The following is a 25,012-nucleotide window of genomic DNA, read 5'->3' on the forward strand; positions in this document are numbered from 1 at the left end:
TTTCAGGGAACCCTCTCCTGGAAAACCCTTTACCTGCCTTTTTTTCACCTGTGCATAAAACAAAGCAAAAAGCAGAAGGGGGGTGTCCCTTCTGCTTTTTTACAGCCGTCGATTACTGAATTTTAACGAGCTCTACCTTCGTAATGCCTTCAAAGATGACTTTTATCAAACCAACGTTTGGTGCATAGTAATCCACACCGCCATCATCTGCAGTCACTTCAATAACGTTACGGAATGTTCCGGCCTTTGTTGTGATCGTTTTTGTTGTGGACGTAATTTCATACGTGTGTACAAACCCTTGATAACCGATGCTCCACTTCTGTCCTACTTTTACCGGATATTTTAACATCATCCATGATTCTGACTCGGGGTAGCCGAAGTAATATCCTTTACTGTCTTCTTTTTCTACAATCGAATACGCATTTTTTGTTCCTTCATATACATTCCACAGGTTCCACTCAAAGTATTTTTTGCCTGAAAATTTATACGAGTAGCTGCCCATATCATCGGAATCATAATAGTAGGTTTTGTTTTTATCCTTTACATAGCTCACGCGGGCTGGCGGTAATTCTACTTTGAAGTCGTCATTTAACGCTCTTGCTAGAAAAGCGGAAAATTGAGACCGTGTCACTTTCACATTCGGTCGGAACGTATTGTCTTCGTAACCCGACGTCAGGTTTTCCGCGATGATTCTTTTAATATGCGGATAGCTGGCCATGGAAGACGAAACGTCCGTAAAAGGAGCCGCTGCTTCTTTTGTAAGACCGAATGCTCTTGATAAAAAGATCGCCATTTGCCCGCGCGTGACCGCTTCATTCGGATGATAGCGTCCATCCGGATAACCACTAATAATTCCGCGGGCTGCCGCCGAAGCAATATAGCCGCTCGCTTTTTGATCAGCTCCTACATCCGGAAACTTCGTCGCTTTTTGCGTGCCATCAAGTCCCAATACCCGTCCAATCATAATGGCCGCTGCTGCTCTTGTTACCTGTCCGTCCGGCTGAAATGTTCCATCCGGGTAGCCAGAAATAATTGATTTGCTCTCTAAATACATCATTTCTTTGTAAAAACGCTGGCTTTCACTTAAATCATGGAAGGATGCCGCTTTCACGCTTACATGGAACCCGCCAACGACACAGAAACAGATCGTTAGCATCAATAAAAACTTTTTCACTTTTTTCTCTCCTTAAACTTATGTATGCGGGATAAATATCCTTAATATAAATTCGTCATTTCTCCTTTATCCCCTGCTATTTTCTTGTTTTCTTTTACAAAACCCGTTGAGGTAATTTAATCCATTTTGTTAAAAAATGGATTAAATCCTGCTTCATTATTATCAAAGCTGCTTTGTTTTCAAAACCGCGCTGACTTCCCCATATAAAAAAGCATGATCATAATGAAGCAAGCTAAAGGGCTGCCGAGGAAACCCCCGACAGCCCTTTGTTTGATTATTTTTCTGAATACTCTTCTTCAACTGAAGCCGCTTCGTATCCGATGCGCAGCGTTGGATCAAGTGCCCGCGCTAAAAAGACCGCAAAGTCAGCACGAATGATACTAAGCTGTGAGCCAAACTGGCCATTCTCCATCCCCTGTGCAATGCCTCTTGTTATAAGCGCCCGCTGTGCCTGGGAAGCAGCATTTCCATACTCATACCCGAACGCCCGGCTGATCATCAGCGCCATTTCTCCACGTGTTACCTGACCGTACGGCTTAAACGAGCCATCCTTATAGCCAGAAAAAATCTTCCGGTCCACGGCTGACTGAATGTATCCCGACGCAAACATGCCTGAACCAACATCTGTGAACATACTTGCCCGCTTTGTTCCATCGAGATTCAGCGCTCGTCCAATCATCGCCGCTGCTTCTGCCCGTGTCACTGTCTGGCCTGGCTGAAAATAGCCGTTTTCATCACCCTGTGTAATGCCCCGTTTGGCTAAAAGAGACACTTCTTTGTACGCTCGGTGGGAAGCTGGCACATCGGCAAAAGAGCCGTTACTGCCTTCTCTCACGACAAACGCCGAGCTGCTTTCCACACCCGTCGCCGAAACTGCCTTCACTCCATACGTATAGGTGCTGCCGGCAGAAGCTGTTTTATCCGTAAATACCGTATTGCCTTTTGTATTATAAACAACATCTACAATATTACGTGGATCTTCATAAGAGCCTTCCGTGTTTCCAGTAAAACGGTAAATCACATATTTGCGCGGCTGCTTTGCATTTTGATCCTGGATCGAAATGGTTCTGCCTGCCGCTTCTTTTTTCACCCTAACGGCTGTCGGCTTTGCCGGCACAGACCCATCCTTCCATGGTACAGCCGGTGTTACTGCCGTATAGTTATAAAGATTCTGCTTTACAATTGTTGCGTAACCAAGTGTATTCTTCTGGATGCTCTTTAGTGAAAAGTGCATCTGTCCATCCGCTGTGCCGTTTGCGCGGTTGGATGAAATCTGATTTGGAAGCTCCATTTTATCCTTCCATGTCGCATCTGCCGTGTCTACACCGACTTTGTAATCCGCTATACCAATGTAAAGGTTCACCGGATGCGTCTTCGCGTACGTGTTTACTTCCTTGCTCCACCAGTTCAACAGCGTGTTGTACCGGGCAGCCGCCATGTTTTTCGACCAGTAAACCTGAGGCGTAATATAATCGATTGTCCCGTTTTTGATCCAGGTTCTTGTATCTGCATATAAATCATCATAGTTATTTACACCGGCTGTTGTCGCACTGCCGGTCGGGTCAAGAGACTGATTGCGCCAGACGCCAAATGGAGAAATACCGAACTGTACATGCGGCTTTGTTGTTTTAATCGCCGAATACAAATTTTTCACAAGCTGATTCACATTATTCCGGCGCCAGTCAGCGACATTTTTGAATGAACCGCCATACTGTTTAAACGCAGCCTGATCCGGAAACTCTTCACCTTTGATTTTGTACGGATAAAAATAATCATCCATATGAACTGCATCGATATCATACTTTGACACCAGTTCTTTCACAGAGTCCACCAGGTAGTTCTGCACAGCCGGAATACCCGGGTTTAAATAATATTGCTTTCCATACTTCACGACCCAGCCCGGATTTTTCCGTGCCACATTATTCGGTGACAGGCTTGCTAGATCCTGACTCGGCATCGTCACACGGTACGGATTCATCCAGGCATGCAGCTCCATGCCGCGCTTGTGGGCTTCCTCCACCATAATCTTCAGCGGATCATAGCCGGGATTTGTTCCCTGCTTTTTCCCCGTTATATAAGCAGACCATGGCGCGAGGCTTGATGAATACAGTGCATCGCTCGTCGGCTTTACCTGAAAAATGACCGTATTAAAACGGCTTGCTTTTAACTGATCAAGTGTCTGGCGTGCCCATGCTGTATATTGCGCCGCCGTCATTCCTGCCTTCATATCGCTATTCTGAACCGTCGCAATCCATGCTGCCCGCATTTCTCTTTTGGGAAGCGGTGCTGATGCTGCCTCGCTTTTCTGCGGAAGCATGGAAATGCACAAGACTGCCATCATCAAAATGGATAGTATTACTTTAAAACTATTTTTTCTCACTTCTTCGTTTGCACCCCTGTATTTAGTATATTTTTCAACTTATTTCCTCCATTTAACCTTTTCTATCATACGATAAATGAAGGGAAAATTGGAGAATTTTATATGTTTTTATGATAATAGTTTCAAATTGTAAGAAGGTGTTCACAAATAGGAAAACCTTTCTCTTCGTTAGTAGGAAGAGAATAGTTCTTTCATATAAATACGAAAATAAAAAGCAGAGAACGCATAGCGCTCCCTGCTTTTGTTCACTTGATTATTTTGCGTTTCCCGAAAATTCTTTGGTATTTCCACCAATCAGAACAGATTCATCGTATGAAGCAAGACCTGATTTTACGGAAATTTTAGTGTTGCCATCTGGACTCGCCACACTAAAGCTGCTTTTTTATTACTATGCATTATTGAATTTTCGTCAGTTCGACCTTCGTGATACCTTCAAAGATAACTTTAATGAGACCGACGTTTGGCGCGTAGTAATCCACGCCTCCATCATCTGCGGTTACTTCGATGACGTTACGGAATGTGCCAGCCTTTGTTGTGATTGTTTTTTTCGTAGACGTAATTTCATACGTATGTACAAACCCCTGGTAACCGATACTCCACCTCTGGCCTACTTTTACCGGATATTTCAACATCATCCATGACTCTGACTCAGGGTAGCCGAAGTAATACCCTTTGCTGTCTTCCTTTTCTACAATGGAATATGTGTTTTTTGTTCCTTCATATACATTCCACAGATTCCATTCAAAATACTTTTTGCCTGAAAATTTATACGAGTAGCTGCCCATATCATCCGAATCATAATAGTAGGTTTTGTTTTTATCCTTTACATAGCTCACCCGGGCTGGCGGTAACTCTACTTTAAAGTCATCATTTAACGCTCTTGCCAGAAAAGCAGAAAATTGAGAACGTGTCACTTTCACATTCGGACGAAATGTATTGTCTTCATAGCCCGATGTCAGGTTTTCCGCAATGATTCTTTTAATATGCGGATAGCTGGCCATGGAAGACGAAACGTCCGTAAAAGGAGCCGCTGCTTCTTTTGTAAGGCCGAACGCTCTTGATAAAAAGATCGCCATCTGTCCGCGTGTGACCGCTTCATTCGGATGGTAGCGCCCATCTGGATAACCGCTAATAATTCCGCGGGCTGCCGCCGAAGCAATATAGCCGCTCGCTTTTTGATCAGCCCCTACATCTGAAAACTTCGTCGCTTTTTGCGTGCCGTCAAGCCCTAACGCCCGTCCAATCATAATGGCCGCGGCTGCTCTTGTCACCTGTCCATCAGGTTGAAACGTTCCATCCGGGTAGCCGGAAATAATTGCTTTGCCTTCTAAATACATCATTTCTTTGTAAAAACGCTGGCTTTCACTTAAATCATTGAAGGCCGCTGCTTTCACGTTTACTTGGAACCCGCCAACGATACAAAAACAAATCGTTAGCGTCAATAAAAACTTTTTCACTTGTTTCTCTCCTTTTAATGCATATGTATAGGATAAACATCCTAAATTGTGCTATTCGGCATCTTCCTTCTATTCCCTTCTTTTTTTCTTACTTTTCTCAGGAAAATGAGCCGGTATTTTAGAGAAGTTTCATGTCGCCTTTTTCCCTGCCTGTTTAATTCAACTGTATTCTTCAAATCAATCCCATTTATCAATATTTCTCTAAACAATTTTTCCTTCTAGGTGTTGCACTCAATGTTACACTTCGTCATCGATAACTAATGAATTGTATTCCACCTAAGATATAATCAATACATTGATTAAGGTATCGAAAATATTATACTTTTTTAAAATTTTATTTCTCCTGTCACCAATGACCTTAGTACTCTTTTTTTAGTGAAACTATAATCCACATGTATTATAAATCGACTTCCCCGAATATAATTTAATTGCTTATTCAACAGGTTACCTCTGCTTAAAAATCTATCTTTATCAACTTTACTAGTAGTTTTCTTTTAAATAGTATATAAAAACCTCATTATCTCTTTTCATAAAAAAATAAGAAGCCCTTTAAGGGCTTCTTATTTTCGAAATTTAACACCTCAGTATAAACGGGATTCTTTACCGCTACTCTATCGGGTTAAACTTATTTTACTGTATTAACAGTAATTGTAGTACCTGCAGTAAGTGTATTACCTGCAGCATCTTTAGTATCCATTACTTGACCAGTTCCGCCTGTTTGCTCATTAGTTGGAAGTACTTTAACTACCAATGCTTGAGCTACGTTTACTTGACCAGCTGTTGAATTTGATGGAGCAAATTGTACTACTGCTTTTCCACCAACAACGCTAATGCTGTTAGGTGTAATTTTCGCACCATTAACAGTAAATTCGAAATCGTTAAGGTCTGTTGCTGATACATTCTCGCTGAATGTCAATTCTGCAGATTCAGCCAAGTCATCGTTACCAGCAGCATTGACATACTGACCAGAAGTTAATACTGGTTTAACGTTGTCAGTAAGCGCTACTAGATTAGTCACGGCTGTATCATTAGCATTCGCTACGCTTTGACCAGCGGTATTTACAACATTTTTAGAAATTTGTAAAGAGCCTTGTGTTGTCTTAGTTACTGATTCACTTGGTAATGTAACAAGAACTGTTTTCTTATTTCCAACAAATTCCACAGTCGCACCAGTTGGTAGCGGCTTACCATCCAATGTATAGTTAGCTACTGTTGTTGCACTTGTAGTCATGTCTGTTGTTGAAGCACTGTAGTCAACTAGGAATTGGTTAACTCCAGAGTTTGAAATTGTTGCAAGAATATTTGACGATACACTGTAAGCTGCTGTTGTTGATAAAGCAACATTGTCATTACCAGATAAATCTTCGACAGCGCCTGCCTCTAATTGTACCGTATAAGTCGTACCAGCTGTTGGTACTACAGTAAGTGGGATAGATAATGTATCAGTACCCGTTGCAGCTGTTGCTGTTCCAACTGTTGTCAACAATACCCCATCTTTGTTGTAAACTTTAACTTTAGAAGGAGCTAGCACTCTGATGTTTTCGTCAAACTTAACGTTAATTGTTCCAGTTGCAGATGCACCGGTGCCAGTAACAGTTACTGTATTAGTATTAGCACTTAATACTTTTGGTCCTGTTGCATCTTTAGTTAAAGTTACAGTGCCGTTGAATTCAGCACCTGTTAGATTTGAATTGTCTTTAATATTTGTAACTTTTACAGACAATGTTGCTGTATTTTCATTAGTTCCATATAGATTATAGCCACCTGTACCAGTTGCTGGAACAGTTACTTCGTAAGTTAAGCCTGTTGGATCATCCGGGTCTACAACAACATCAGTTGCTGGATTAATCGGGAAGATAACTCCGCCTTTTTTAACTTCAAACGTTGGTGATCCAGTAGCAAGCTTTTCGCTTACTTTCACATCAAATGTATTTGAAGATTCAGGTGTTACACTTACTACTGAAGGAGCTACTGTATCAGCTAGTACTGTGTACTGAGTTGCTGAAACTGCTAGGATATTTCCGTCGCCATCTTGTGCATTGTAGACAGTAACGTTATGAACTCCAGCTTTTCTATCATCTGATGTTGTTGGTACTTCAACATAGTACTTTCCATCTTGGTTAACAGAAGTTCCAGTTTGGATTGCCCCACCATCGATTTTCACTTGAACACCCGCAGCTGGCGTAGCACCAGAAGTTGCTGGAGCTGGTGACACAGGCTCGTTAAAGTAGACGCGTACCTTATTACCGTCAAGTTCAGATGACAATACAGTTGGGATTGTATTATCAAAATAGTTCAGTGTTCCAGTTTTGTAGTTTGCTACTTTAGAAAGATCTTTTGATAAAACATCTTTCACTTCAACAGTATAGTAGTTACCATTTGTGAAGATATCTGAACCATTTTTATTACTTATAAGAACTGTTTTTCCATCTGCTTGAAGATCTGCCTCAATGTTTGCAGTTGTTAAAGCAGTACCACTTACATTTACTGTGTAGTTAGCTTCATTTTCGGCTGTTGTTTTATCAACTTGTGTGCTATAGACTACTTTTACTTCTTTAGCATTAGCCGCACTTGCACTTACCACTGCAGAATTCACTGCTGCTACAGAGAAGTTACCTGCTTTTACTGCAGATACTTTTTCGCCTTCAATAGCATGCACTTCATATGCGTAGTTGCCCGCAGGAAGATTGACAGTACGAGAGAAAGAACCATCTGCAGATACTGTTACATCTTGATCGTAAACTTCTTGATTATTGCTGTCTACGATAACGAGAGAAGCTGTTGATGCGTTTGCAACTTTACCAGAGATTGTTACGGCTTCTTGTCCAGCAACAGCACTTACACTCGTTACTGTTGGAACTTTTTCGATAGGAAGTAATTCTGCACGGTGTAAGAAAATTGCGAACTCACCACGTGTGATTGCATCAGTTGTACCAAAAGTAGTTTCTGTTTTACCCTCAGTAATACCAGCTGCTACTAATGCCTGTACTGCATCTGCATAACGTGAAGAAACGTCAGAGAACTGCTTGTCAGAAGTTCCATCTAAATCATATGCATTAGCAATAATCAAAGCGATCTCGCCACGAGTAATACTTTGCTCTGAACCAAAAGCAGTTTCACTTTTACCATTGATAATGCCTTCTGCTTTAAGTGCATCAATATAAGCTACTGCACGAGTAGGAACATCTGTGAAGCCAGAATCTGGACGGTCAGCGATATCAATTTCAAGTGCTTTCGCGATCATCACTGCCGCATCAACGCGTTTGATTGATTGAGTTGTACCGAATTTATCCTCAGAAATACCAAGCGTGATTTTGTTATCTACTAGGTAGTCAACTGCTTCTTTATAACGAGGTGGTACATCTGTGAAAGATGCTGCTGCACCAGTTTCTGCTGCGAATGCAGGTGTAACTGCAGTTGCTACTAGAGTAGCTGTTGCTGCTGTAGCAACGAATTTACGATAAGACTTTGGTTGGTAAGCCATGTAATAATTTCCTCCCGTTTTGTGTGGTTGTGGTTTTTTTATGAAATCAAACAGCGGATAAGCTGATTGTTCCGTATAACATAATGTTGAGTTTTTGGCTGTTTTTCTCTTTTAATGAAACGTTATGTAGTGCAAGGAGAATTTAACAGGTTTGTAACTCAAGTAACATTCTATCAAACAAGAAAGTTTTTTCAACCCGTTTTTCATTATTTCCAGAATTTATTCAAAAAGTAATATTTGAAAAACACTTGTAAAAACAATGAAAATAAATTGTTGAATAAACCCAGATTGTTTTATAGCTTATTCATTATATACCATATGCTAGGTGAAATTAAAGTTTTTTCCCCGATAATATTTGTCATTTTTGTTGCAGAGTTCCTTCTAAACCAGCGGGGATATAGCTTCTGCCGTTACAGGCAGATTGCAATTTTCACAAACTTCTGCATATGATTCTCCCTTATTATCGGCACCTATTGATTATTATTTAGTTATATTTTTATAAACTAGAAAAAAGCTGTTTCACCAGACAGATGTCTTGTCAAAACAGCTTTTTTCAAGCATTTTTACAGTCTGATATTGATCAGACCGCCATCGCCTATAATACCGTCAAGTACACCGTCAACCAATGACCCTTCCCCAAGCAAACCGCCGTCAAGAAGACCTTCGAGCAAGCCTGTTGTTACTTCAATTGTCGCCGGATCGCCTGTAGACACTTGATCACCTGATGTGATTTCTGGTGTGATCGTGATGTCACTACCCACTGTTAAACCATTCAATAACCGTGCGACAAGACCTTCATCATCAATTGTGTATTCAACAAAGCCCTGTTCAATATCCGCTTCTGTAATCGTGTGGACAAGAGTTTCCTCTTCTGCTCCATCAATTGTTACTTCCAGCGTGCTGCCTGCCACCGCATCTTCCTGAAGTGCATTTGCATCTAAATTAACGCGCAGCGGCTGCTCTCCGGACAAAATGTATAAAACATCCTGTACGGTGCTGTCCACTAAATCTACAACCGGTTCTACAAGCGGCAGTTCCGGAAGCTGGATGCTGCCAATTGTACCTGTCAGGGTGCCATCTTCACCACGGTCTACAACAGCAGTTAAGTCAACCGGGCCATCACCGGCAAGGGCACTGATCACATCTGTGCTCAAGCCCAGGTCTACAAATCCATTCGTTATGTCTGACTCTGTTAGTGTAACACTCAAAACATTGAGGTCGCCCGCGCTGATTGAGATCACATCTCCTGCTTCCAGGCCGCCCTCTTCTAACAGTGTTACGCGCAGTAAGTCCGGATTATCGACGAGCTCATCAACCGGAACAGATCCATCCTGCAGGCCATCGTTTAGCAATTCTAGATTAATTACATCTCTAAGAAGGTCGTCCAGAAGGTTGCCAACCTGTTCAAGCAGGCCTTCTGTTACTTCTACCGTCGCTGTATCGCCTGTAAAGACTTCTTCACCCGATGTGATTTCTGGCGTAATTGTAATGTCGGTTCCTACTGTTAGTCCTGTTAACAAGCGTGTAAGTAAGTCTTCATCGTCAAATGTATAGTTAATGAAGCCCTGTTCAATTTCTGCCTCGGTAATAATGTGTGTAACTGTGTCCTCTTCTGCCCCATTGATCGTTAGTTCCAGCGTGCTGCCTGCTTCAATATCCTGGAACTCATTTCCTTCTATGTTAATGCGCAGCGGACGCTCGCCAGACAGAATGTACAGTAAATCTTCTACTGCGCCTTCAGCCAGATCAATAACAGGTTCTACAATTGGCAGGTCCGGAAGCTGGATGCTGCCGATTGTGCCCGTTACTGTATCACCTTCTCCGCGGTCTACGATAGCCGTTAAGTCAATTACTCCACCCTCGCCTGCAAGCGCACGAATTACGTCTGTACTCAGGCCGAGATTAACAAAACCGTCTTCAATGTGGTCTTCTGTAAGCTCGACTGTCAGCACATCAAAGTCACCGTTGCGGATGGAAATAACATCTCCAGCTGCAACAGCGCTGCCAGGCAGAAGGTTTAAGCGCAATAAATCTGAATTACTAAGCAGGTCGTCAAGGGAAATCGACCCGTCTAACAGGCCATCGTTCAACAAGTCCAGGTCAACAACGCCGTCAATCTCGCTCTCCCCGGCCGTTATTTCTTCAAATACATCGGCTGGAATGGTTTCAACGTCCCACTCTGTGCCGTCCCATGTAAGATCTACTTCAACTTCTGTGCCGCCAACATTCAAGTCAAATTCAGCCGTTTCACCCGGCTCGGCTCCTTCTTCTGTTTCAAGTGTTAACGTTGTTCCGTCGGTGCCCAATGTTACCTCGGCATCTGCAATCGTCCCTTCTACCGGATCAACTGCGCCGTCTTCACCGACAGAATCTGTAAAGGTCAGCACAACGCCGTTAGATGTTTCATCCGGACCGGTTGTGTACGAAATCGGCTCTAGAACCAAATCGTCGATCGCAGTAGTCAAGTCTTCTGCCGCCTGGTCAATCTCTGACTGAACAGCTTCCGTGTTACCTGCCACACCTTCGGCTGCTTCGAGTGCTTCTTCGAGGTTCTGCCATGTTTCCTCTGTATAGTAGCTTTCATCATAGTTGCCTACACGATCGATCAAGTCCTGCAGGTCAGATACGGTGATTGGGCCTCCACCTGTTCCATCTCCGTTGTCTCCGCCACTTCCGCCGCCGCTATCTCCGCCTGTTCCGCCGCCGTTATCTCCGCCACTTCCGCCGCCGTTATCTCCGCCGCTTCCGCCGCCGTTATCTCCGCCGCTTTCGCCGCCGTTATCTCCGCCTGTTCCACCGCCGTTATCTCCGCCTGTTCCACCGCCGTTATCTCCGCCTGTTCCACCGCCGTTATCTCCGCCTGTTCCACCGCCGTTATCCCCGCCTGTTCCGCCGCCGTTATCCCCGCCTGTTCCGCCGCCGGAGTCGCTTCCATCACCATCATCTACGCCGCCACTGCCGCTTCCATCGTCATTGACCGGGAATTCTGAAATTCTATAAAGGAAAATAGCAAACTCGCCCCGTGTAATGTCGTCGGAAGTTCCGAATGTGGTGGCTGTTTTTCCGGTTGTAATGCCGTTAGCCAGCAGGGCATCGACCGCTTCCCAGTATCGATCCGGTACGTCGGTGAATTTCACGTTATCCTGGTTAGAAGAACCGATGCGGTAAGCCTGTGCCAGCATGAGGGCTGCTTCCCCGCGCGTAATGTTTTGCTGGGAGCCGAACTGGTTGTTGGATTTCCCCTGCACAATTCCCGCTTCTTTAAGCGCTGCTACAAATGGCTCGGCGCGGCCCGGCACATCACTAAATCCCGATGCCGGTACGTTATTTGTCCCTAGCTTCAATGCTTTTGCCAGCATAATGGCAGCATCCACCCGTTTGATCGGAAGCTGTGTGCCAAACTTTTCCTCAGTCGTTCCAATTGTAATATTTTCTCTGATTAAATAGTTAACTGCGTCCGTGTAGCGTGAGGGAACATCAGTGAAGGTGGGTGCCGCCTGGGCATAAGGAGCAGCGAGGCTGACTACGAGGCCGCTCGCCACTGTTGTAATTGCTGCTTTTTTGTAAGAATGCTGGTTTTTTTTCATCTTGTTCCTCCATTTTTGTAAAAGATTTTGAGTAGGGAATCACATAATTGCGACAGAAAAATGACAATTATCTAACAATATATTTCCTTTTGTTACAAGAAAAATAACCTCTTATATACAAAATAATCCATTTCTACCTGTTTTTTCGACATTTATACATTCCTTATTTATCCAGGTTTATGGTTTTTATCTCCATAAATCCAATATATAAAACACTTTGTTTGGTCCATCGAACGAATAATGAATACGCTTCCTTTTTCCTATTTTTATTGATTTTGTTATTTTTTTCACACGTTATTTTTCTGCCATTTTTGTAATATAAAAAAAACCTTCATCCGGACGCACCGGATGAAGGTTTTTACAATTGGTTAAATATAGAAATTAACTTTGGTTGTACAGCTGATTCTTCGTATTGGAGTGCCGTTTCATACGCAGCCTGGGCCACGCGGTCGCGCTCCGCCTGCTGCAGGTCGTCAAACGCAAGAAGGGCTTCTTTCAGCTCTTCCGGATTGCCTGGCTCAAACAGCCAGCTGTTTTCACCTGGTTTCACGTAATCTAAAATACCGCCAATGGCGCTTGCAATAATGGGCGTACGGCAGGCCATCGCTTCCAGACCAACTAAACCGAGGCTTTCGCCTTTACGCGTTGTTGGGAAAACAAAGGCTTCTACGACATTGTACACATTTGCCAGGCCGGATTGCTTCATTAATGGATAATGAATGACGACGTCTCCAATACCAAGCTCGGCGATCAGCTCTTTAAAAGCCGCTTCGTCTTTACCGGAGCCGACGGCAATAAATTTCGTGCCGTGGTCCGGCTTTTCATCTATGTACCGTTTGATCGCGTGCAGGTAATGATCCCAGCCTTTGCCGACGTCCAGGCGGCCGACGTAGCCGATGTAGCGGTAAGACGGATCTAAATCGAGCTCGGCCAGCGCCTGTGCCCGCTCCTTCGGATGAAAGACATCTTTGTTGACACCACCGGACGGAAAAACGGCGATGGGTGTCTGCACGTTATATTTTTCCTGTACGAGTGACTCGTAATAATGCGACGGCGTAATAATGAGCGAGGACTGCTCGAGCAGCTGCTTCACATACGGCTGGTACTTTTCCTGGGACGGCACTTCCGGTACAACGTCGCTTCCGTGCACGTTCGTCACAATACGGACCGATGGCTTTAACCGCTTTAACAAAAGGAGCGGCATCGCATTATGAGACGCGTAGTGAACATAAATGGCATCGTAGCGGCCGGACATTCCCTTGCGCACCAGATTCGCATAGTAAGAAGCGTAGCCAATCGCTTTTGCGGCCCTGGAGGTCTTTTTTTCCATTACGACACGGTCGACGTCAAAGCCGCCGTTTTTCAGGATACGCTCGGTGTTTTGCACAAATACGCCGTAGCTTGGAAACTGAGCGTTCGGATACATGTTGGCAGCCAGTAAAATCCGCTTCATTTTCGGTACTCCCGCAGTTTTTCTTCCATATAATCAAGCAGCCCTTCACGAAGATCGGGACGCTGAAGAGCAAATTCAATCGTCGTTTCCACAAAGCCCTGCTTTTCACCGACATCATAGCGGTTCCCGTCAATTTCGTAGCCGTATACAGACTGAATCGTATTCAGCTTTTCAATGGCGTCCGTCAGCTGGATCTCTCCGCCCGCACCGATTTCAAGCTCGCTCAAGTAATTGAAGATTTCCGGCGTAAACACGTAGCGGCCGATGATCGCCATATTCGATGGCGCTGTGCCCTGCTTCGGTTTTTCCACAAATTTGTTTACTTTGTAGCGGCGACCGGCCTGCTCTGACGGGTCGATAATGCCGTAGCGATGTGTTTCAGACGATGGTACTTCCATCACACCGATCACGGATGAGCCGGTTTCTTCGTACTGCTCGATCATTTGTCCGAGACATGGTTTGTCCGCCTGCACGATATCATCGCCCAGAAGCACAGCAAACGGCTCGTCACCGATAAATTTGCGCGCTGTCCAGACCGCATGGCCAAGACCGAGCGGCGCTTTTTGGCGAATGTAGTGAATATCGACTTTCCCGGAGTTTTTCACTTCCTGCAGCAGCTCAAACTTTTGCTTTTCCTCAAGCGTGTGTTCCAAAAGCGGTGCAGAATCAAAATGATCCTCGATGGCACGCTTGTCTTTGCCCGTTACGATAATAATATCTTCGATGCCGGATGCGACTGCTTCATCCACGATATACTGAATCGTCGGCTTGTCCACGATCGGCAGCATTTCTTTTGGCATCGCTTTTGTGGCCGGCAGAAAGCGGGTGCCGAGACCCGCTGCCGGAATAATGGCTTTACGTACTTTTTTCATCATGCACCCTCCCCCTTAGTTTTTTGAATCGCCGAGCACGTACACGTCAAAGCCAGCTGCTTCCCACGTTGCACGGTCAATGCAGTTTTTCGTATCGATGACGATTTTGTTTTTCATATTCTTAAGGGTAGTCGGGTAAATCTCTTTGAATTTATTATGGTTCGTCAGGATGAGGATCGCCGAAGCATCCTCCAGCGCTTCTTCCTGTGACTGCACCTGCTCGTCAATATTGTTTTCTTTAATATGCGGGTCATAGGCGCTTAAGTGAATCTCACGTTCACGCAGTGCTTCGATGACGTCCATAGACGGACTTTCACGCATGTCGTCAATATTGCCTTTGAACGCAAGGCCAAACACAGCGACTTTCGGATCTTTAATGCCTTTTGCATCCAAAATGCTGGCTGTCATTTGAGCCGTGTAGCCTGGCATACCATCATTTGTCTTGCGCGCAAGGTGAATCATTTGAGCGGTTTCCGGCGCAAGCTCGACTAAAAACCACGGATCAACCGCGATGCAGTGGCCGCCAACACCAGGACCCGGCTCATGTACATTTACACGCGGGTGGTAGTTGGCAAGCTTAATGGCTTCCCAGATGTTAACGCCAAGCGTCTCTGCCAGCTTTGCCAGCTCGTTCGCAAACGCGATGTTAATATCGCGGTATGTGTTTTCCATTACTTTCACAAGCTCCGCTGTTGTCGCATCGGTTTCATGCATTTGCCCTTTTACAAATGATTTGTACAGCTCTTTTGTCTGATGAGCCGATTCCGGCGTGTAGCCGCCGATAATCCGGTCATTCGATACAAGCTCTTCAAATACACGGCCTGGAATAACACGCTCCGGAGAGTGAGAAACAAACAATTCTGTGCCAATCTCAAGGCCTGACTTCACAAGCTCCGGCAGCATGATATCCTGTACGGTACGCGGCGGAACCGTTGATTCCAAGATGACCAAATTACCTTTTTCAAGGTACGGTACAACAGAAGCGGTCGCCTGGCGTACGTACTCCAGGTTCGCTGTTTTGTCCGGCATAATTGGAGATGGAACGGCAATGATAAAGACGTCTGCTTTCTGCGGCTTTGTGGAAGCCGAGAACAGGCCTGCATCAATGGCTTTTTCCAGGCGTTCCTGCAAGCCGTTTTCTTCAATATGCAATTGCTTTTCGTTGATCATATTGACTGCTTTTTCATTCACATCTACGCCATAAACGGTATGGCCGTGGTTCGCAAACATAACCGCTGTCGGAAGCCCGATGTAGCCAAGGCCGACAACACAGATTGATTTTTTCATGACTTATCTCCCTTTAGTTAATAACACGCGCACTAAAAAGCGCGGTAAATTCATTTGGCGTTTGATTCGTTTCGGATCTGATCCGAGACGGTACAGCCATTCAAGCCCGGCTTTGCGGAATGCAGCAGGTGCCCGCTTGACCATGCCGGAAAATACATCAAAGCTGCCGCCGACGCCCTGAAACACAAGGACATTCGGCAGATTCGGCATATTGCGCTGAATCCACAGCTCCTGCTTTGGACTACCGAGCGCAACAAACAGCAGGCGCGCACCGCTTTCGTGAATGCGGCGCACCAGAGCCTGCTCATCCTTTTCATAGCCGTCCGTATACCCCGCGACGATCAGTCCCGGGTTTGTTTCTTTTATATTGCTAATCGCTTTTGTGACCACTTCTTCTTTTGCCCCGTAAAAGTAAACCGGATGCCCTTCCTCTGCGGCAAATCGGAGCAGACGGGCCATCATGTCCACGCCTGTGACACGTGACGTGATGCGCCCTCCTTTTATTTTAGACGCCAGAAGAATGCCGACACCGTCTGCAATCTGGAAGGTGGACGAATTGATCAGCTGCTTTACTTGATTGTTCTGGTTTGCAGTAATAACTTTTTCCGGGTTCACAGCGATGATGGTAGATTGCTGTTCTTCGGCCATCCGCTCCTGAAGTGATGTGATAATTTGGTCATATGTTAAAGGCGAGACATCTACGCCAAGGTACGTTTCCTTCATTCTCTTACCAGCCTCTATTCGTATGCTTTCAATTTCCTTAGTATAGCAGATTTTCGGAAAGGGTGCATCCTGTGGAATGGACTGGTTTTTTGTCGGATAAAGGGTATCGCTTTCTTTTGGGCCAGCGGTATAGGACTTTTCGGTTGATTTCCGATTAATCCTGCGCCGCTCCAAGAAACATTTTACTCTGCCCGCCACAAGTGATAGAATTTTACAAGATATATTCTCGAGGAGGAAGAACCTTTGAAAATTGTGATTTCCGGCTTCTACGGCCTTGGCAACACCGGCGATGAAGCGATTTTAAAGTCGATTGTCGATAACCTGCGCACAGAGCTCGACAATCCTGATATTACGGTGTTTTCCCTATCACCAGACAAAACGTCGAAAGAACATAACGTTAAGTCGTTTTACCGCGGCTGGCGCCATGACAATAAAGAAAAAGTAAAAGCGCTCCGAAAAGCTGACCTGCTGATTTCAGGCGGCGGCGGTCTGCTTCAGGATTCGTATCCGACGAAGTTTTTATTCGGCCCGCTTCCTTATTATTTACTTATTGTCTTTTTGGCTAAACTTTGCGGGGCAAAAGTGATGTTTTTCTCCCAGGGGATTGGACCGGTTACCTCAACATGGGGCAAAATTTTAATGAAGGTATTTGCCAACATGGCCGACTTTGTCACTGTTCGCGACCAGTATTCAAAGGATTACCTTCATTCATTAGGTGTTAATCGCCCGGAATCTGTTGTAACAGCCGATATCGTGTTTGCGTTTCAATCGAAGCAGGAAGACATTGCCTACAATACGCTTCCATTAAAAGGCGATGAGAAAATTGTAGCCGTAACCGTGCGTCCCTGGTTTAACCATCCGGACTACATTGAAAAAATGGCGTATGTGCTCGATGAATTGATTGAACGCCGCGGCGTGACACCGGTATTTGTGCCGATGGAAGGAAAATACGATGTGCCGGCTTCTGAGGATGTCATGTCTAAAATGAAGCATGCGGACAAAACGATGATGCTTGGCTCCGATTTTTCACCGGAGGAATTTTTAAACTTTATCCGCCGTTCGGATTTAACGTTCGGCCTGCGTTTGCACGCGCTCATTTTCGCTGCCCTGTCAAACGTGCCGCACCTTGGCCTTAGCTATGATAAAAAAGTGGAAAGCTTCCTGAAGCGTTCCGGCATGTGGGACTATTCGTTCCGCCTCGGTGAAATTGATCAGGAAAAAATGCTTGAAAACGCGCTGTATCTGCTTGACCATAAGAAAGAGGCACAGGCAGTGATCGAACCAAACGTAGCCGAGCTTCGCCGCGAAGCGCTACGGAATTTGGATTTATTAAAAGAAAAGTTCGGCTCTAAAAGGAGATCATAAACGTGAAAATTTTACTTGCTACTTCGTATGATTACCCGCATCTTGGCGGATTGTCGACGCATATGGCGACATTGAAAATTGGCCTGGAAGCACGCGGTCATGAAGTCGATACGCTTTCTTTCAGCGATGTGCCGAAATGGAAACGGGACTTTATCGCACGCGGCCCATCATTCCTTTTAAATAAAACATCCCTTGGCGCTGGCTACGTATGGACATTGCAGCGCCGCCAGGCTTTTTTAGAGGAAATGCTGAAAAGCCCGAATTGCCCGAAGTATGACATTGTGAATGCGCAGGATGTATTCGCAACACGCGCTTCCCTGAATGCAGGCTTCCCGACCGTGACAACGGTTCACGGCTATTTAACGTATGAAGGCATTTCAAAAGGCTCGGTGGCAGAGAGCTCGAAGCACGCGGACAAGCTGATGGAAGTCGAGCGTGAAGGCTACCGGAAAACCCGCGCGGTCATTACCGTCGATACCCGCATTAAAAATTACGTGAAAAAAGAAGCCGGCATTGATGGAACGGCGATCCGCAACTTTATCAATGTCGACGACTTCAAGCCGGATTCAGAAAACAAAGCCGCTTACCGTTCCAAGCACGGTGTGGATGCTACGGCACCTGTTTTCTTTGTACCGCGCCGCTTAACGAAGAAAAACGGGGTTATTTATCCGATTCTTTCGTTCCCGCCGGTACTGGAGAAATATCCAAATGCCCAGCTTATTTTTGCCGGAACAGGCGAAGCGATGGATGAAATGAAGCGTTTGATCGCTGAGCGCGGCATTGGGAATAATGTACATTTATTAGGTGCTGTTGATCATAGTGTCATTAAAGAGTACTACGCGCTGGCTGATGTGGTGCTTGTACCGAGCGTATTCTCCGCCGGTGTTGAAGAAGCCACTTCCATTTCCGCTCTTGAAGCGATGGGCTCCGGCTCACCACTTATTGCCTGCGCAGTCGGCGGCTTAAAAGAAATCGTGGATCACGGTGTAGATGGACTTTTAGTTGAAGAGAAAAATGTTGAAGAATTGTCTGAAGCCATGATCGAATTGCTCGATCATCCGGAAAAAGGTGCCCAGTACGCCGCGGCTGCCCGGAAAAAAATCGAGGACGAATATTCGCATACGGCTGCTGCCGAGAAATATGAGTCAATTTATAAAGCTTCCCTTTAAGGGAGGCTTTTTTTGTGTGTCGATTTAGAGGGAGCCTGGCGCAATTCACCTGGAAAACGGCGCAACTTTCAACTAAATTGGCGTGTTTTGAACTTTTTAAGGATGTATTGCGCCAGTTCTCCTTCTTATTGCGCCGGCCACAGTCAAAATGATTTCTAAACGTTACTGCTTGTCCGCATCTGGCAAAATGTGTACGTAGTTTCTTGTCGTGCCCTCAAAATCAACTCTCCACTTTTTGAGAAGCTTCTCTGTAATGGATCTTGATTCTATTTTTAAAAAAGCCCTCAGGTCACTGTTTGTTATTTTTGGTCCGAAAAGCAGCACATATTCCTGCAAAGCAGCAAGGTGGGCGGTTTTAAAATAAGAACCACAGGACGCACAAGTCCATTTTTTGTTTATTTTTGTAACAGTGAATGTTTTACAGGCGGTGCAGCGAATGCCAGTTTGGATTTGATCGGGATGGATGTTGAATGTTTTCAAAATACCGGGGTCATAAGGGCGGTGATGTTTTAGGAGAGCGCCACTGATTTCGTGGACTTCTTTTGCGGTCAGCAGCGGAGATCTGCCATTTATTTTCGCATCGACCAGGCTGGTTATTTCCATTGGATACACAATAAATTCCCGGTCTGCTGAGTCGGGTGGAATGATGTCTACTCTTGCATTCGGATGGCTTACCACAACCGCTGGCAAAATGGGGACAGGTTTAACCAGCCATTGTTCGAGCGCTCTTTTTTGCCGGTGCACCTGCGTAATAGGGTCACTAAAGGTTTGATTTCCCCGAATCAGCTGATTGGTGTATCGGTTGAAAATCAAGTGGCCTGTTAGATGTTTTACTTCAAAAATAAAAATAACGGATGGGGAAACGACAACGGTGTCCATTTGAAAATGAGTCACGCCATTGGGGGATGGAAGGCGGATATCATGAAGAAGACGAAACGATTCATTTAGCTCAGATAAAAAATAATACAACCGCTTTTCCCCTTCCATGCCTGCCATACACTTTCTTAGCTCTTCTTTCACTGAAGGGTATTGAGGAGCTGCCGGGTTCAGCCTGCTTTCCAGCACTTCCAACTTTCGATGCCATAAAGATTTTTTCATTTTGCTCACTCCTTTCTATAAACAGACATTACACTTTTTTGTTGAAATTCCTGCTAAACCAAAAAGATTTTAAAAAAAGCGGCGCAATTTTCAAGAAAAGTGGCGCATTTTATGGCTGGCATGGCGCGTTTTGGTACTTTTAAGGAGCTATTGCGCTAAAATCTCTCTTGATTGCGCCGTTTAACCATGTAAACGCGCCAAATATAACAAAAATTGCGCCATCCCATCGACCAGCTGACCAGACATAAAAAAAGACCCCGGTTCAACGGGGTCTTTCATGTCTTATTTCATCCACTCAGTGTGGAATGTTCCTTCTTTGTCAACACGCTTGTACGTGTGGGCGCCGAAGTAGTCACGCTGCGCCTGGATCAGGTTCGCAGGCAATGTTTCTGTACGGTAGCTGTCGTAGTAAGCCACAGCACTTGCGAAGGATGGAACCGGGATACCCGTTTCAATCGCAAGAGAAACCACTTTACGAAGCGATGTTTGATAGTTTTGAACGATATCCTTGAAGTACTCGTCAAGCAGCAGGTTTGGAAGCTCTGCGTTGCGGTCGAATGCTTCTTTGATCTTCTGTAAGAATTGCGCACGGATGATGCAGCCGCCGCGGAAGATCATCGCGATGTCGCCGTAGCGAAGGTTCCATTCGTATTCTTCTGATGCAGCTTTCATTTGGGCAAAGCCCTGTGCGTAAGAGCAGATTTTGCTCATGTACAGCGCCTGGCGCACAGCTTCGATCAATTCTTTCTTTTGATCGGAATCCACTTCTTTCGGAGAAGGACCGCTCAGCTGCTTGCTTGCTTCTACGCGCTCTTCTTTCAGCGCAGAAATAAAGCGTGCAAAAACAGATTCTGTGATGATTGGAAGCGGAACGCCAAGGTCAAGCGCGTTTTGACTTGTCCATTTGCCTGTTCCTTTTTGGCCGGCTGCATCTAGAATCACATCTACAAGCGGCTTGCCTGTTTCGTCATCTTTCTTCGTGAAAATGTCCGCTGTGATTTCGATCAGGTAGCTGTCAAGCTCCCCTTTATTCCACTCGGCAAACGTGTCAGCCAGCTCTTCTGTCGACAGGCCGATTACATGCTTCAGGATAAAATATGCTTCTGAGATCAGCTGCATATCGCCGTACTCGATACCGTTGTGCACCATTTTTACATAATGGCCAGCACCGTCTGGACCGATGTATGTTGTACATGCTTCGCCGTCTACTTTTGCCGCGATTGCTTCAAAGATTGGACGAACAAGCTCAAACGCTTCACGCTGGCCGCCTGGCATGATAGAAGGTCCTTTAAGTGCTCCTTCTTCACCGCCGGATACACCTGTGCCGACAAAGTTAAAGCCAAGGCCGGCAAGCTCTTTGTTGCGGCGTACTGTGTCCTGGAAGAACGTGTTTCCGCCGTCGATGATGATATCACCTTTGTCCAAATATGGCTTCAAGGAATCAATCGTTGCATCTGTTGCGGCACCTGCTTTGACCATCAGCAAAATTTTGCGCGGCTTTTCAAGTGAGTTCACAAATTCCTCTACGCTGTATGCGCCTTTGAAGTTTTTTCCTTTTGCTTCTTCCTGAAGGAAAGCGGTCGTTTTATCTGCAGAACGGTTAAATACCGCTACTGAGTAGCCTCTGCTTTCGATATTAAGCGCCAGGTTTTTACCCATTACGGCAAGGCCGACAACGCCGATTTGTTGTTTTGTCATCAAGAAATCCATCCTTTCTTTTTTCCCCTTAATTAAGCATTATAGCGAAACTTATTTTGAATTTAAATACTGTTCTTTACTTTCAATCAATTTCTGCAAAATAGGACTCGGTTTTCCGCCCAGCTCTTTCCAGTTTTTTTCGTGTCGGCGCAGGTCGTAAAGCGTCAACAATTCATAGTCTCCGCCGTCGAATGTGCCGTCCCGATTGATCTGGTACCAGAGATCGCCGTTCGGACGGATCCACTTTTCACCAGTGGATTCCACCGCCCGCCGGATATCCCGGGCCGCAAACAAATATTTTTTTTCTTTTGTTTCTTCGTACGCCTGAATAAACATGTTTGCTTCGCCGAGCGCATGGTTGAGCGAGGCGTGAATAAATTGTTTACCCTGCTGCGGTGAATAATAATCGGCTGGATAGTAGCCGTTCTCCGCCGGCACAACATTATCAATGCTAATTAGCTTCAGCAAATAATCGCTGTAATCCGGCAGGGCGGCTTCAAGCTCCGGCACACCCAGCTCTTTGCCAATCCGGTGCAAATAAAGAGCAATCAGTTCATTATGCCGGGTATCTACGTATGGTGCGGTAATATCATACTTTTGCTTCAGCCATGTACTGGTAAACTCTGTTTTCCAAATAACGTCTTTCCGCTCTGTCCGGTACGTCCATAGATTGGCTGCAGACTGGACTGTTAAATTATAAAAATAGCGGTCCTGATCTCTAAAAAAGCGGTCTACCGCTTCTTTTTCCATCATCGTGCCCAGATAAAGACCATAGCCATCTTTTGTAAATGGCTCAACAGACCAGGGCAGCTTTTTCATCGGCCCATCTACCGTAAACCAGTTGTTCACTTCTTTGTAGTGCTCTTTTTGAAAGGTAATCCAATCATTTAAATGGCTTGTTTCATCAAAGAGCGGCTTCTCTGCCAGTAAAAACCACTGCTCGGTCAGCTGGTCACGTTCCGATGCTAACTCAAACTGAACTCCTTTTTGGGAATGAGTCACGGTGTTTCTTTCAGCGAGCAGCTCGTGAAGGCGGCTTTCCCTTCCGCTTCCATACAGCTGCGTCAGTACTTTTGATGTAAACGAATGGCTCATGACAAGCTCATTCATAAACTGGTGCTCCTTTGTATAGCGGAACAGCCCTACTGGCGGCCTGGTCGGATCGACGCCGGTGACTTTGTTATGCTCCCGCACCGGCATATCCTTCGTCCAGTCTACCATATAATAATCATCAGCACCCGGAATCGAAACCGTTCCCTTGACTGTTCCTTTTCCACCTAAACGTGTCATCACAAAACGGTCGCCGTTATTCAGCTTGCGGACCCGTATGGTGATGCTGGCACTGCCTGCGCCCAGTTCATACACCGTGTCTTTATAAAGGGCATCTAGCCCCTCTGTCTCGTATTCCTGCTCGAGCTGAAGTCCTTCTGCTTCTAAGATAAGCGTTCGGCTGCCGAGCGGAATACTTACCGTATCTGATGTCGGTTCCTCGTCTATCGTTTCTGTACAGCCAGCCATGATCATCATCACAGCCATTAACAGAAGCAATGCTTTTTTCACGACAATGCTCCTTTGTTTCGTTTTACAAGGCTAAGCAGCTTGCGGAATCCTTCTTTGTAAAAGAGAAACAGGCCAATTACGTACAAAACCGCACCGATTGGGACAAGAATCACCAGCTGCCACAGCGCATACAAATCCTCCACAAGCGGACGTGCAAAGAAAAGCGGAACGGCCATAAAAGCTGTAACAACAGCTGTCCGGATCAAAAGACCGATCAGGCGTGCAGGTTCTGATTTATCAAAGTCTTTGTACACAAACACGGTACAGGTTGTTAAATAGTAAAGAGAAACAATCGACGTGGTTAGTGCCAGTCCCGGATAGCCAAACGGCCCGATAAACAGCCAGTTGAGCAGCGCGTTAAGAGCAATCGTAAACACACTGATACGGAACACAGTTTTGGTTTTCCCCTGTGCATACAGGGCTTTCGCCACAATATATTGCATACCCTGTGTGACAATGGTCGGCAGGTAATAGACAAGCGCAACATATGTATTGTGTGTATCTGTCGCCGTAAATTTCCCCCGCTCGAAAATAAAAGATAGAACCGGCTCACCGACGATCCAAAGACCGGCTGCGATCGGTGCAAGGGTCATGAGTGAGATTTGCATGCCGCTGAAAAACGTATTTTGAAACCGAGGACGGTCATCGATCTGCTCAGCCAGAAGCGTAAAGATAATGACAGCGATCGTCGTTGCATAAATTGTATGCGGAATCGAAGAAAGCAGCTGCGCATTGTTTAAATACGTAACCGGCCCTTCTCCAATTCCAGATGCAAAGCTTTTGTTGACAAAAACATTAATCTGCCCAACAACGGAGCTGAGAATAGCCGGTGCAAGCAGGACAAGAAACGAATGCTGAAATTCTTTGTCTCCGGACAGAACCGGCTTCCAGCGATAATCTGTCTTGAATAAGTAATAAAATTGAACAACAATCCCGAGTGCTGTCCCTGTTATAAAGCCGTAAGCGAGGCTGGCAATCCCCCACTGGTCGGCAAAAAGCAGCGCAAAGGAAACACCAAATACCGTCTGCAGCAGCTTGGCTACTTGTGATGGGACAAAAATACGCCGTCCCTGCAGGTATGAATCTAGAATACTCGTTAAAGCAATAAAAGACATAAACACAAAGAAAAACCGTGTGATCGAAATAGCGGTTTCTGCCGTTGCTTCCGTCATATTTCCATAGATAAGCGGTACAAACCAGGGAGCGAACAGATAGCCTGCAATAGACACCAGTATAAATAGAAGAAATGTCACATTCATAATGGCGCTGGCTGTTCGGTCAGTCCGCTCTGGATTTGCCTGCCTGTTTTTCACATACAGCGGCAGGAATACGTTGTTGAACCCGCCGGCAATCATAGCAATGGCCAGCGTAATAAAAGAGAATGCAAGCAGGTATCCATCGGTTTGATGGCTAACCCCGAATTTGTAAGCCATGATACTTTCACGCACAAATCCGGACAGTTTGACAATAAGCGCAAAAAGGGCAAGCCACAGCGCTGTTTTTTTCAAAGACATAGTCGTCGTACACCCCAGTTTTCTATTAAATTCCTTGTTTATTTTACCCCATTTCCTTCTTTTGCGCGACAGCCTGCCAAAACGTCCCAGAAAGAAAGCCTGTAAGATAAGCTGACAAAAAAGAAGATTCTTCTCCGATTGTCCTTTATAGTGAAGATACATTCTAAATACATCTATTTTGAAAGGAGTTT

General features: G+C 45.3%; 15 protein-coding genes. 2 read left to right on the plus strand and 13 right to left on the minus strand.

The features are described from left to right. Positions 1-112: 112 nt before the first annotated feature. From VP97_RS17260 to VP97_RS17300, 9 genes are all read right to left on the minus strand, one after another. The gene (locus VP97_RS17260) at positions 113-1,174 is read right to left on the minus strand and encodes an S-layer homology domain-containing protein (RefSeq protein ID WP_050183326.1); all 1,062 of its coding nucleotides are present in this window, start codon (positions 1,172-1,174) and stop codon (positions 113-115) included. A 274-nt stretch (positions 1,175-1,448) separates the two neighbouring features. Next, on the minus strand, positions 1,449-3,554 hold the full coding sequence (locus VP97_RS17265; protein WP_245629924.1) for a family 10 glycosylhydrolase: 2,106 nt from the start codon (positions 3,552-3,554) through the stop codon (positions 1,449-1,451). A 395-nt stretch (positions 3,555-3,949) separates the two neighbouring features. Next, positions 3,950-5,011, minus strand: coding sequence for an S-layer homology domain-containing protein (locus VP97_RS17270; RefSeq protein ID WP_050183327.1), 1,062 nt, complete (start codon positions 5,009-5,011; stop codon positions 3,950-3,952). Positions 5,012-5,636: 625 nt separating this feature from the next. Beyond that, the gene (locus VP97_RS17275; protein WP_050183328.1) at positions 5,637-8,495 is read right to left on the minus strand and encodes an S-layer homology domain-containing protein; all 2,859 of its coding nucleotides are present in this window, start codon (positions 8,493-8,495) and stop codon (positions 5,637-5,639) included. Positions 8,496-9,058: 563 nt separating this feature from the next. Then, entirely contained in the window at positions 9,059-12,082 is a 3,024-nt protein-coding gene (locus tag VP97_RS23405; protein ID WP_082220413.1) for an S-layer homology domain-containing protein, read from the minus strand. A 358-nt stretch (positions 12,083-12,440) separates the two neighbouring features. After that, positions 12,441-13,535: a glycosyltransferase gene (locus VP97_RS17285; RefSeq protein ID WP_050183329.1), complete on the minus strand. Its 1,095-nt coding sequence runs from the start codon at positions 13,533-13,535 to the stop codon at positions 12,441-12,443. Further along, positions 13,532-14,407: a UTP--glucose-1-phosphate uridylyltransferase GalU gene (galU, locus tag VP97_RS17290; RefSeq protein WP_050183382.1), complete on the minus strand. Its 876-nt coding sequence runs from the start codon at positions 14,405-14,407 to the stop codon at positions 13,532-13,534. The genes VP97_RS17285 and galU overlap by 4 nt, the downstream gene beginning before the upstream one ends. Before the next feature lie 15 nt (positions 14,408-14,422). Further along, the gene (locus VP97_RS17295; protein WP_050183330.1) at positions 14,423-15,694 is read right to left on the minus strand and encodes a nucleotide sugar dehydrogenase; all 1,272 of its coding nucleotides are present in this window, start codon (positions 15,692-15,694) and stop codon (positions 14,423-14,425) included. 3 nt (positions 15,695-15,697) lie between these two features. Beyond that, complete coding sequence (locus VP97_RS17300; RefSeq protein ID WP_050183383.1) at positions 15,698-16,417, minus strand: WecB/TagA/CpsF family glycosyltransferase; 720 nt, start codon at positions 16,415-16,417, stop codon at positions 15,698-15,700. Between the two features lie 243 nt (positions 16,418-16,660). Between VP97_RS17300 and csaB the strand changes: the two genes are divergently transcribed. Both csaB and VP97_RS17310 read left to right on the plus strand, forming a co-directional pair. Then, positions 16,661-17,782 carry a polysaccharide pyruvyl transferase CsaB gene (gene csaB, locus VP97_RS17305; protein WP_050183331.1) on the plus strand — a complete coding sequence of 374 codons (1,122 nt, stop codon included), beginning with the start codon at positions 16,661-16,663 and terminating at the stop codon, positions 17,780-17,782. A gap of 2 nt (positions 17,783-17,784) precedes the next feature. Next, positions 17,785-18,951 carry a glycosyltransferase family 4 protein gene (locus VP97_RS17310; protein ID WP_050183332.1) on the plus strand — a complete coding sequence of 389 codons (1,167 nt, stop codon included), beginning with the start codon at positions 17,785-17,787 and terminating at the stop codon, positions 18,949-18,951. 162 nt (positions 18,952-19,113) lie between these two features. Here VP97_RS17310 and VP97_RS17315 read toward each other — a convergent pair whose 3' ends face one another. The 4 genes from VP97_RS17315 to murJ all read right to left on the minus strand — a co-directional run bounded on the left by VP97_RS17315 (position 19,114) and on the right by murJ (position 24,821). Continuing rightward, entirely contained in the window at positions 19,114-20,049 is a 936-nt protein-coding gene (locus tag VP97_RS17315) for a nuclease-related domain-containing protein (protein ID WP_050183333.1), read from the minus strand. A 282-nt stretch (positions 20,050-20,331) separates the two neighbouring features. Continuing rightward, positions 20,332-21,747, minus strand: coding sequence for an NADP-dependent phosphogluconate dehydrogenase (gene gndA, locus VP97_RS17320; protein WP_050183384.1), 1,416 nt, complete (start codon positions 21,745-21,747; stop codon positions 20,332-20,334). Positions 21,748-21,798: 51 nt separating this feature from the next. Then, positions 21,799-23,307: a hypothetical protein gene (locus VP97_RS17325; protein WP_050183334.1), complete on the minus strand. Its 1,509-nt coding sequence runs from the start codon at positions 23,305-23,307 to the stop codon at positions 21,799-21,801. Further along, a complete protein-coding gene (gene murJ, locus VP97_RS17330; RefSeq protein ID WP_050183335.1) occupies positions 23,304-24,821 on the minus strand; it encodes a murein biosynthesis integral membrane protein MurJ in 1,518 nt (505 codons plus the stop codon). Before murJ ends, VP97_RS17325 begins: the two co-directional genes overlap by 4 nt. Positions 24,822-25,012 lie beyond the last annotated feature (191 nt).

This window comes from Domibacillus robiginosus (genome assembly GCF_000966195.1).
GTDB classification, from domain to species: Bacteria; Bacillota; Bacilli; order Bacillales; family Domibacillaceae; genus Domibacillus; species Domibacillus robiginosus.